Here is an 11,052-nt window from a genome sequence, read left to right as displayed (position 1 = left end):
CTTCCTTCAGACCCTGCCGTTACCAGCAACGCCCTTGCGATTCGGATTGTCTTCCCCCTGGCCGGGGTGACGCCTGTCTCTTGCAACAGGCCGGGTTTGCCCGCTACGCTGGGCAAACAAAAAACCGCCACCCATTATAGTCGGGTGGCGGCAGGCTGTCGACCGGCGGCCAAGATGTCGGGAAAAAAACTTTTTTAGAAAGTGAAACTCAGGGTCAGACCGCCCACGGTTTCGCTGTCGATCAACGCCTTGGCCTCGTCGCTGATGGGGGAAGAAAAAAGGAAGGACGGACTGATGGAGATATTCTCGTTGACGGCATAGTCGATACCGACACTCAGCTCATAATTGTGCCAGTCACTATAATCACCCACGGCGTAATCACTTTCCTGGTTGTAACCGACCAAGGCCCCGAGACTCAGGGAGAGCCCTTCGGCCAGATCGAAGCCGTGACCGACGACGGCGGTCAGGTAGAGACCGTCCTCTTCGCACTCGTCCCAGTCGTAATAGGCGGTAAGGGTCGGCTCGAGCAGGGTATTCACGGTAACACCGACATAGGCTTCGTTGGTATCGGCGAGGCCTTCGAGGTCATAGAAGATATTGCCGACATTCAGCGACACCATTTCAGTCAGGTCAAAGGAATAATCGAGGGTGATGTCGTTTTCCGTGGCCTCGCCGGAGGGAAACCCTCCTTCCTTGTCGTCGTTAGCCTGGATATTGGTCCAGTAGCTCAGGGTGAAACCCTTGTGGCTCAGATCCATCCCCCCCTGAATAACCCCGCCGCTGCCACTAAGATCGTAGCCTCGCCACAGGTACTTATCGAAAAAGCCGACATAAGCGCCCCCTTCCACCTCCACGGCGGCAGGTGCCGGAAGCGGAACAGCTGCCGCGAAGACCGCCGCCGCGCAAAGAATCATGGATATTTTTTTCATTGTTTCCTCCTGGTTAAGGGTTGGAATGAGCTGCCACCTGGATCAGTTGATATTGCGTCCCTGAAAGTAGGGATAAGCCTCCATACCGATCTCGGCCACGTCGCTGCCAAGATATTCCTCTTCTTCGGAGACCCGTAACCCCAGGGTGTATTTGATGACCAGCCAAACACTACTGCTGCAGATCGTCACGAAGCCACCGATAGCGACCACGCCGATCAACTGGGTCATAAAACTAGTCTCGCTGTTGCTGATGGGGACCGCCAAGGTGCCCCAGATGCCGCAGACCAAATGGACGGAGAGAGCGCCGACCACATCGTCAATCTTCAGCTTGTCGAAGAAAGGGACCGCCAGTACCACCAAAATTCCACCCACGGCACCGATAAGGATCGCGCCCCCCGGCGCGGGTGCCGCGGGACCGGCGGTGATGCTGACCAGACCGGCGAGGGCGCCGTTCAGGGCCATGGTCACGTCAACTTTCTTGTACAGCAGTTGCACCATGATCATCGCCGCGATCATCCCGCCACAAGCGGCGAGGTTGGTGTTGATGTAGACGTTGGCCTGCTCGATGGCGCTGCCGGCAATGCCTAGAGCCAGGGCGCTGCCGCCATTGAAACCGAACCAGCCCATCCAAAGAATGAAGGTGCCGATGGTCGCCAAAGTCAGATTGGAGCCGGGAATCGGGTTGACCCGGCCGTCCCGACCATATTTGCCCTTGCGGGCGCCAAGGATGAGAGCGCCGGTGAGAGCCGCCCAACCGCCGACGGAATGAACCAGAGTCGAGCCGGCATAGTCGGAAAACCCCATTTCATTTAGCCAGCCGCCCCCCCAGACCCAGGAGCCCTGAATCGGATAGATGAAACCGGTAAGAATCACGCAGAAAATGAGAAATGGCCAGAGCTTGATCCTCTCGGCGACACAGCCGGAGACGACTGAACAGGCGGTGCCGCAGAAGACCATCTGAAAGAACCAGTCGGAACCCGCTGCGTACTTGGCGGCGTAATTCCCGGCCAAGGCCGCCGAATCATCGGCGGCCCATAGCCCCAGGCTGCCCATGAAACCACCGTCAACACCGCTGTACATGAGGTTGTAGCCGACGAGGTAGTAAAGGATACCGGCGATACCAAAGAGCGAGATATTCTTGAGACAGATGGTCGCCACATTCTTCGAGCGTACCAGGCCCGCTTCAAGCATGGCGAACCCAGCGGCCATCCACATGACCAGCACCCCGCTGATCAAGAAAGAAAAGGTATTGAGGATAAAGGCCACCTCCGTCAGAGGAGCCTCCTCAGCCATGACCGGCCAAGGCACGGCCAGAATCATCCCAAAACCGATGTACTTGAATAATCTCTGCATGTCGCTACCTCCCGCTTGGTTCAAGGTGATGAGAAACGGAGACCGGCTTCTTGCCGCGCCGGGATGAGACTGCCGACCCCTTCCGGCCTCTCACTGAAGCCGCCGCGCTTTGACCGGTTCTTTAGCATCAGCAATGCCAACGTGAAAAATCCATATTCTTCAGATAATTACAAATTAAAGAGAGGTGTTTTCGCCTAAATTTCCGGCAGCCCAAAGGGAGCGTGCCACTTAACCAGGCAGGCGGGATACGGTGAAAACAAAAAAGTCCGATTCCGGAATGGAGTCGATACAGGAGGGAAATTTTGCTTGTCAGGGCCCGAGGCTGTGGTTATACTGAATCCAAGCTGAAAGACTCTCTGCCCTGCAGGTGTGGTCAGAACGCCCGAGCGGAATAATGTTTTTACGGGATCGATTCAGGGGCATTGTGAGCCAGCCCACCATTGAGTGGGACGCCTGATATGCCTACAAGAGATTCCACCTTATTGGGACTCGCTGGAGGCCCAATGACCCACGGCAGGCGTGGAGAGTTTTCGGAAAAAGCGCTCACCACCAAAGGGGGGCGCTTTTTGTTTGTTACAAAAAAAGTCGGGGCGCACCTCGCCTCGACCTGTCGCTTTCATTCCTTTCGGATTAACTCTCCCTCCGGCTCCTCTGCGATCACATCACCCAGCCCAGGAAAGATCCGTTTTAATGGACACTTCGAAGACCAACGCCCCCCTTTGTATCCAACTGCCCGACAAGGAAATCCTCCTGATCGGCACCGCCCACATCTCCCAGGCCTCCGTCGACCAGGTCCGGCAGGTCATTGAAGCGGAACAACCCGACGCCGTCTGCGTGGAACTCGACACCCAGCGCCTGCAATCACTGCGGAATCGCAACCAGTGGGAATCACTGAACATCATGCAGGTCATCAAAAAAGGCCAGGCGCCCTTTCTGATGGCAAACCTGGCCCTGGCGTCCTATCAGAAACGCATGGGGCTACAGACCGGGGTCAAACCGGGAGCCGAACTGGCCGCCGCCGCCGATCTCGCCGAAGAAAACGGGATTACAGTGGCGTTGGTCGACCGTGACATCCGCACCACACTACTGCGCGCCTGGCGCAAAACGGGCTGGTGGAAAAAGATGAACCTGCTCGCCACGTTGCTGGCCGGTATCTTCGAAAAGACCGAAATCGACGAAAAAGAGTTGGAGCGACTGCGCCAGAGCGATACCCTCTCCGCCATGCTGGAGGAGATGGGAAGCATTCTTCCGTCGGTCAAGACCATCTTGGTGGACGAGCGGGACACCTACATGGCCCATCACATTCGCGCCACTCCCGGCAAAAAAATCGTCGCGGTAGTCGGCGCCGCCCATCTTCCCGGCATCCGCCGACAACTGACGGAGGAAATCCCCGACGAAACCATCGCGGAGATCTCCACCATCCCCGAAAAACCAACGGCGTCGAAAATCGTTCCCTGGCTCATTCCCGCCTTGGTGATCCTGCTCTTTATCGGCGGGTTCCTCTTTGGCGACCCCAAAAAAATTGCCGATGCCGCCCTCGCCTGGATTCTCTCCACCGGCCTGCTCTCAGCCCTCGGCTCCCTCCTCGCCTTCGGTCATCCCCTGACCATTCTCGCCTCGTTTCTCGGCGCCCCCATCACCACCCTGCACCCGGCCATCGGCGTCGGTTTCATCACCGGCATCGTCCAAGCCTTCGTTACCCCGCCGACGGTCCGCGACCTGGAACGGGTTCCCGAAGATATGACCTCGGTGCGCGGCTGGTGGGGCAATCGCATGACCCGCGTGCTGTTGGTCTTCTTCTTTTCCTCCTTCGGCGCCTCGGCGGGAACGCTACTCGCCTTCGGCTGGCTGAAGGATCTCTTCTGAACTTCAGAGACGCCTGCGCCAAGCCTCCAGCGCCAGCTGCATGTCCAGATCACGCTGATAGTAATCGGGGCGAAACTGCATGACGCCCGCCTCATCAACCCAGGCGGTCCAGTAAAGAAGCCGCACGGGAAGGGGGTCGTTCAGCGAGACCTGCCGCGGCTTGCTCTGCTTCATCGCCGTCTCCAGTTCTTCCCGCGTCCAGCCCTGGGGTTCAAGCAGGTAAAAGGCGAGATCGAAGGGCCGCTCGATGCGGATACAGCCGGAGCTGAAAAGCCGCACCCGACGCTTGAAGAGGTGACGCGCAGAGGTATCGTGGAGATAGATGGCCTGGCGATTGGGAAACATGAACTTGACCCGCCCCAACGGATTCCAGGGGCCGGGCTTCTGGCGCAGGGCCCCCGGGAAGTTACTCGCCGTCACCGTGCTCCAGTCGATGGTGGAAGGATCGATTCTCTCTCCAGAATTGCCCCAGGGAACGATTTCAAAGTGCTTCTGCGCCAGCCACCCGGGATTTTGGCGGATCAGCGGCAGCTTGTCCTCACGAAGGATGGTCGGCGGCACGTGCCAGTAGGGTGAAAGCTCCAGATAGGTCATGGTTCCGAAAAAGACCGGGGTTTTACGGACCTCGGTGCCGACGATCACCGCCATCTCCATGACCACCCTTTCCTCCTCCACCACCTTCAGGGTGAAGTCGGCGATATTCACTTCGAGATAACGCCGGGGCGAAGGTTTCGGCAGCCAGCGCCAGCGCTCCAGATTCCATTCGATCTGCCGTACCCGCTCCTCCGCCGTCACATTGAGTTCTGCCAGCGTCGCCGGACCGACCACGCCATCCACCTCCAGCCCGAACAGTGTCTGGAAATCCCTGACCGCCTGCAACAACTCCCCGGCAAGCAGATCATCCGCCTCGTTCTCCGGCCAGACCCGCTGCGATGTCGTGCGCAGGCGCTCCTTCACTTGCCGCACCCGCTCATGACGCATACCGGGACGCAGCGTTTCCCCCGGATCCACCTTCGGCCAGCCCCCCGCCGCCGCCAGGCCCCGGTAAATCTCGAGCTGCTCCATCAGTTTGAGGTAGCCCGGATTCTTCGGCACCAACCCCATCAGCGTTTCGGCGACACGATTCTCCCGCAGGGCATCCTCCAGCAGTTGTGCCGGATCGGTTTCACCATCGCCGAATTCCGGCGCTTCGCGCATCTGCGCGAAGGCCATGCGCCCCACCAAGTGATCCCGGGCGTAAACGAGAAAGGCATCCGTCAGCAAAAGTTCAAGACACGCCATCATGCAGGGCTCGCAAAGCATCCCGTGTCGGGGCATCTCCTCGGTCAGCGCCAGAAGTCCACCAATCTGCTCGGCATGATAATCCTCAGGGCATAAACCTTCCGCCCTACTCTTCCGCAGCGCGTCAAGCAACAACCGGGCCTGTGGCCTTGGCCCTTGATCGCCGGTCCATAGCGGCAGCCCCTGCCGACGCGCGTAGAGCGCCAGCGACGCAGGGTCGATACGCTCCGAACCGGAAGCCAGCACAAGCCTGCCGCTTGCACTGGCCGATTCAATCAGGGAGCGCATTTCGCTTTGAACCTGTTCGCCAAGGGACAAGGCATAAGCTGGAAGGGAGATTATGTTGAGAAGAACAGAGAAAAACAGGGTAACAACCAGCAGCAAATGCATTACAGATCCCTCGACATAGGTTCAGAGTCAAAACAACAGGAAAGCGGACCGGGACGAAGAATCGTCGGGAAACGACGCAGTATTAATGATACTCGCCGAGACAATTCCCCGCCAGTCCATTTCCGAAAAACCCCGGCCTTTCCCCACAAAAAAATTTACAGTTGCCAGGGCAGGCTTCTTCACATGCTCCGCGCTAACACAGTCGGAAAATAATCCGCCAGCTTTATCAACTCCGCTTGGGAGCTAAAACCAGCTCAACAAGATGGGCGCAGAAGACGGTTTTTACGGAATGAGGAAAAATGTTTTTTTCTGAAATTGAAAGTAGTTTTCATTTTTGACATACGTCAATTTATTTACACGAGGGGTGTGTAAGATTATCACCATCAAGCAGCGACCACACATGGCCCAGTCTGCAACGACATCGTTCATTGGCATCAAAATTTAAAAAAGGAGTCTAACCATGTCGGAGTTCATTAATAATCGAGAAAACAGGGTAAAACAGTTACTGGCCTTTTCGCAGGGGATAATGAAGGGCGAAGATTGCAAGGATCTGGCAGAGCGATATCGCGAGGCAATCGACACTATGACACCTCACGATATGCTCACCCTTGAAGACCAACAACTCCAGATGGGCATTACACCAAAAGTAATAAAAAAGGATATTGAAAAAGTCATCAGTACTTTTTTTAACAGTCTGGAGAAATATCCCTGGGAAAAACCGGATCCTGATTCTTTTCTTGGTCACTTGATGGAAGAGAACCAAGAGCTAACCCGCAAATTAAATGTAATCAAAGAAAATTTCAATAAATACTCTAACTTGCAAAGCAATGACTTTCACGACATAAAAAAGGAATTGTTGCCTAAATTCAGGGGACTTAAAGAGTTTGAATCTCATTATGTAAAAAAGGAAAATATTTTATTCCCTTATTTAGAAAAAAAATGGGGAAATTACCGTCCGTTGACGGTAATGTGGTCACTTCATGATGATATCCGAAAAACTTTGAAAGAAATCATATCGACACTTGAACGCCAAGACAGCAATCTTGAAAAATTCAATGAAACATTGAATAACTTTTTATTTTTAAATTATGGAATGATTCAAAAAGAAAATCTGATCATCTACCCCGTAGCTTCTGAAACAATATCAGATGATGAGTGGGATGCCATGTACCAACAAAGTTTCGAATATCCCTTCCCTTTCATCAAAGCACCAATGAAAAAAAATAGCGCCATTCCGACGCAAAAAAATATCAATCAGAATGGAATCTCAGGGGGATTCTTTTCAGAAACAGGAAAAATGAGCTATGAACAAGTTTTATTGGCATTCAATCACCTTCCTGTAGATATTACTTTTGTTGATGAAAATGACAAAGTGGTATTTTTCAATCGGGCAAATGAAAGATTTTTCCCTCGGTCACCGGCAATTATCGGCCGTGATGTGAAAAATTGTCATCCGCCGGAAAGTGTTCATATCGTAGAAAGAATTGTCTCAGAATTCAAAAATGGAAACCGCAATGAAGCTGACTTCCGTATCAAAATGAGAGGTAAATATATTCTGATTCGCTATTTTGCGGTAAGAGATGAAAACAAGAAATATCGTGGTGTAATAGAAGTTGGCCAAGATATTACTGATATTGTTCAAATGAAAAACGAGAAAAGATTGTTGGATTGGGAGTAAATTTGAAATCAGAATCCCAAAACTTGAAAAGGAGAATCAATAATGGACAAAAAAGACATGAATAATCCGACTAAAAAAACGAATCAGCCGCCGCTTCTGCCAACAGCATTAATGAACTTCAAGAAAACAGATGACGAACTGGCAAAGATTGTCGGAGGATTCTGGCAATTGGTATGGAAAAAAGAGAACGCCGCGATAAACATAAGAACCAAGTATCTTCTTTCGCTTGCCAACGCAGTTGGTGCTCGGCGTTTTCGTCAAGCGACGCGCGAGTTGGTAAAAGCGTATGCCGAAGGGACAACCGTGGAAGAGCTCGATGAATTATTTTCCTTGTTTGTGTGGAATCAGGGGGCAGGAGAATTTTCCTCGGAAATCGGACCATCACCACTCTTCGCGGCGTATCAACTGGTTAAGGGCATGGAAAAGGACGGTACCCCTAGAGAAACCATCGTTGAAGAACTGAAAAAGACTTTTGGTGAAAGCAATCCTCTGGTTGGAACCGCATACCGGTTGCCGGAACAAGGGGACAGCCAAGCCAAGAAGGACTAAACAAACTGCAAAAGCCTAACTGGATACTACGGGAAAAACACGAATAATAGGGCGGGAAATGTCTTAAAGGGAAAGGCACCCGCGGCTGCCGAGTGCAACCGCGGGTGCGCAATTATTTTGCAGGCGGGACAAGCAGGGGGAAATTATCCGCGTTTTTGCAGAGCGTCACGAATTTCCCGGAGCAGAACGACATCTTCCGGCGGCGCGGGAGGTTCGGCGGGAGCTTCTTCTTCCTTCTTGCGCAGCGAATTGATCCCCTTCACCAGCATGAAGACGGCAAAGGCAACAATGACAAAGTCAACCACCGTTTGCAGGAAGGCGCCGTAGTTGAGGGTCGCGGCGCCGGCTGCCTTGGCGTCGGCCAACGTCGCGTAGGTTTCGCTCCCCAGGTTGAGGAAGAGTCCGGTAAAGTCGACCCCGCCGAGCAGCTTACCAATGGGGGGCATGATCACATCGTTGACGATCGAAGTGACGATCTTGCCGAAGGCAGCGCCGACAATAATACCGACCGCCATGTCCACGGCATTACCCTTGACCGCGAACTCCTTGAATTCCTTGACTAGTGACATACGGACCTCCACTTCTGAATGACAGTTATAAATTAATGACCCTGTGCAAAGAATAGCAGCTATCCGGCAAAGATCAATAAAAGATATCCGATCGGGTCTCATTTTAAAAAAGCCGGTATTACAAGGTCTTACATTAAAAAAACAGACTGTCTCGACCCCGGCAGGACGAAGTTACGGCATCAGCGAATCTCTCCCATGCACAGATATTTAACTTCGAGATAATCCTCGATGCCGTACTTGCTCCCCTCACGGCCGAGACCCGATTCCTTGACGCCGCCAAAAGGGGCGATGGCCGTGGAAATCAGGCCGGTATTGATGCCGACCATGCCGTATTCCAGCGCTTCGCCCACGCGCCAAGTCCGGGCGAGATCGCGGGTGTAAAAATAGGAGGCCAGGCCGAACTCGGTATCGTTGGCCATCTTGACCGCTTCTTCCTCATGGGTGAACTTGAACAAGGGAGCCACCGGACCGAAGGTCTCCTCCTTGGCAACCTTCATGCTCGGCGTCACATCAGCCAATACGGTCGGTTCAAAAAAACTTCCGCCGCGGGCATGGCGCCTGCCGCCGCAAACCACCCGAGCACCGCCATCCAGCGCATCCTGAATGTGCTCCTCGACCTTCTCCACCGCCCCGAGATCGATCAGCGGACCCTGCTGGACATCCTCCTGAAGCCCATCCCCCACCTTCATCGCCTTGACCTTGGCCGCGAGCTTTGCGGCGAAGGCCTCGTAAACCCCGGCTTGTACCAGGAAGCGGTTGGTGCAGACACAGGTCTGGCCGGTATTGCGATACTTGGAGATGATCGCGCCTTCGACGGCGGCATCGAGATCGGCATCATCAAAGACGATGAATGGGGCATTGCCGCCCAATTCCATGGAAACCTTCTTCATCGTCTTGGCGCACTCTTCGGCGAGCTGCTTGCCGATTTCGGTAGAGCCGGTAAAGGTCAGCTTGCGCACCAGGGGATTGGCGGTCAGTTCGCCGCCGATGGCGCCCGAGGCGCCGGTGACGACACTGAAAACCCCGGCGGGAAGACCCGCCCGCTCGCCGAGTTCGGCCAAAGCCAGGGCCGAATAGGGGGTGGCGGTAGCGGGCTTGACCACCATGGTGCAACCCACCGCCAGGGCCGCGCCGGCCTTACGGGTAATCATCGCCGAAGGGAAGTTCCAGGGGGTGATCGCCGCACAAACGCCGATCGGCTGACGGATGACAACGATGCGCTTGTCGGCCTGATGCGCCGGAATCACGTCACCGTAAACCCGACGGGCCTCTTCGCTGAACCACTCGATGAAGGACGCAGCGTAGGCGATTTCTCCCCGCGATTCGGCCAGGGGCTTGCCCTGCTCGGCGGTCATCAGCCGCGCCAGATCCTCCTGATGAGCCATCATCAGTTCCGCCCAGCGGCGCAGAATGACGGCGCGCTCACCGGCGGTCTTGTCCCGCCAGGCGGGCCAGGCGTTGTTGGCCGCTTCAATGGCGCGACGGGTTTCCGCGGCACCCATTTTGGGGATGGTGCCAAGTTTCTCACCGCTTGCCGGGTTGGTGACGTCAATGGTGCTGCCGCTGTCGGCATTATGCCATTGCCCGTCGATGTAACATTGCTGCCGAAAGAGTTTCGCATTTTGAAGAGAGAATCCGTTCATGAGGTCTCCTTTCGCTGAAAGCGCGAGGTCGAGAAGGACAAAAATCAATCCAATGAATATCCGTAAATCCAAAGAGCAAGTTTGCACAATTCACCGCCGAATTCAAGTCTTCCCGCCCCGGAAAAGCTTGAACCTTGCGGCTCTTTCTGCAATATTTCCGGAACACTATCTTTTACGGAAGGATTTTCGCTTTTGGACTGGAAACGCTTTTTCGACGGATTGGGGATGAACGGCACCCGCTGGCAATGGCGGATCATGCGCTGGGAGCGGGATTTCAAGAGCCTGCTCAAAGGGCAACCGACCAGCGTCGGCGCGGCTTTTTCCCTGAGCAAACTGATTCTGGTCGTCAACCTCATTCTCTTTTCGCTGATGGTCGTGCAGGGCACCGCCCGCGGCCTCGGCGGCCGGGTACTGCTGGCGCCGCCGACCCCACTGCTGATCGACTGGGGCGGCCAGTTCTGGCCCCTGGTCGTGCAGCAGGGGGAATGGTGGCGCTGCCTGACCTACGCCTTCACCCACGGCGGCATCCTGCACATCGGCTTCAACATGATGGTTCTGCATCAGGTCGGCCCGCTCATCGAATCGGAACTGGGCAAGGCGCGCTTTCTCGTCCTCTATACCCTGACCGCCCTGACCGCTACCTTCCTCGGCTATCTCTGGCATCCCATGATGCAATCGCGAAAAAAGCTCACGCGGCTTGAGGCATGAGCCAACCAATTCGGTTGTTGCCGGGCCGAAAGGCCTCGGCAAAATGTCGTAGATATCCCCGCAGCGGCCTTAATGGCTCTTTGAAA

Annotated in this window: 9 protein-coding genes, 1 other RNA gene and 1 pseudogene; 6 read left to right on the top strand and 5 right to left on the bottom strand. The window is 54.8% G+C overall.

Features of this window, described 5'->3' with window-relative positions; translation table 11 throughout:
* Positions 1–198: pseudogene (locus tag RBR25_RS16535) on the top strand (hypothetical protein); the annotation flags it as partial.
* Here RBR25_RS16535 and RBR25_RS16530 read toward each other — a convergent pair.
* Both RBR25_RS16530 and amt read right to left on the bottom strand, forming a co-directional pair.
* Complete coding sequence (locus RBR25_RS16530; RefSeq protein WP_432820653.1) at positions 195–929, bottom strand: TorF family putative porin; 735 nt, start codon at positions 927–929, stop codon at positions 195–197. The pseudogene RBR25_RS16535 and the gene RBR25_RS16530 overlap by 4 nt on opposite strands.
* A 42-nt stretch (positions 930–971) precedes the next feature.
* Positions 972–2,282 (bottom strand): ammonium transporter, encoded by a 1,311-nt coding sequence (gene amt, locus RBR25_RS16525; protein ID WP_432820652.1) that lies wholly within the window; start codon positions 2,280–2,282, stop codon positions 972–974.
* 350 nt (positions 2,283–2,632) lie between these two features.
* On the opposite strand from amt, the gene ssrS reads away from it, so the two are divergent.
* Positions 2,633–2,812: non-coding RNA, 6S RNA (gene ssrS, locus RBR25_RS16520), on the top strand.
* 160 nt (positions 2,813–2,972) lie between these two features.
* Complete coding sequence (locus RBR25_RS16515; protein WP_432820651.1) at positions 2,973–4,148, top strand: TraB/GumN family protein; 1,176 nt, start codon at positions 2,973–2,975, stop codon at positions 4,146–4,148.
* 3 nt (positions 4,149–4,151) lie between these two features.
* On the opposite strand, the gene RBR25_RS16510 is transcribed toward RBR25_RS16515, so the two are convergent.
* Positions 4,152–5,819, bottom strand: a complete 1,668-nt coding sequence (locus RBR25_RS16510) for a L,D-transpeptidase family protein (protein ID WP_432820650.1) — start codon at positions 5,817–5,819, stop codon at positions 4,152–4,154.
* 460 nt (positions 5,820–6,279) lie between these two features.
* Here RBR25_RS16510 and RBR25_RS16505 point away from each other — a divergent pair, with 460 nt between their 5' ends.
* Both RBR25_RS16505 and RBR25_RS16500 read left to right on the top strand, forming a co-directional pair.
* Positions 6,280–7,497: a DUF438 domain-containing protein gene (locus RBR25_RS16505; protein WP_432820649.1), complete on the top strand. Its 1,218-nt coding sequence runs from the start codon at positions 6,280–6,282 to the stop codon at positions 7,495–7,497.
* Positions 7,498–7,539: 42 nt separating this feature from the next.
* The gene (locus tag RBR25_RS16500; RefSeq protein WP_432820648.1) at positions 7,540–8,046 is read left to right on the top strand and encodes a hypothetical protein; all 507 of its coding nucleotides are present in this window, start codon (positions 7,540–7,542) and stop codon (positions 8,044–8,046) included.
* Between the two features lie 143 nt (positions 8,047–8,189).
* Here the strand turns inward: RBR25_RS16500 and mscL are convergent, their stop codons facing one another.
* Together mscL and gabD are read right to left on the bottom strand one after the other, a co-directional pair.
* Positions 8,190–8,615 carry a large conductance mechanosensitive channel protein MscL gene (mscL, locus tag RBR25_RS16495; RefSeq protein ID WP_432820647.1) on the bottom strand — a complete coding sequence of 142 codons (426 nt, stop codon included), beginning with the start codon at positions 8,613–8,615 and terminating at the stop codon, positions 8,190–8,192.
* 179 nt (positions 8,616–8,794) lie between these two features.
* Positions 8,795–10,258 carry an NADP-dependent succinate-semialdehyde dehydrogenase gene (gene gabD / locus RBR25_RS16490; RefSeq protein WP_432820646.1) on the bottom strand — a complete coding sequence of 488 codons (1,464 nt, stop codon included), beginning with the start codon at positions 10,256–10,258 and terminating at the stop codon, positions 8,795–8,797.
* A 192-nt stretch (positions 10,259–10,450) separates the two neighbouring features.
* Here gabD and RBR25_RS16485 point away from each other — a divergent pair, with 192 nt between their 5' ends.
* Positions 10,451–10,966, top strand: coding sequence for a rhomboid family intramembrane serine protease (locus RBR25_RS16485; RefSeq protein ID WP_432820645.1), 516 nt, complete (start codon positions 10,451–10,453; stop codon positions 10,964–10,966).
* Positions 10,967–11,052: the final 86 nt, after the last annotated feature.

This window comes from Trichloromonas sp. (assembly GCF_034006665.1).
Taxonomy (GTDB): domain Bacteria; phylum Desulfobacterota; class Desulfuromonadia; order Desulfuromonadales; family Trichloromonadaceae; genus Trichloromonas.
Note: the sequence above shows the minus strand (reverse complement) of the source record. Positions and strands in the feature narration are given on the sequence as shown.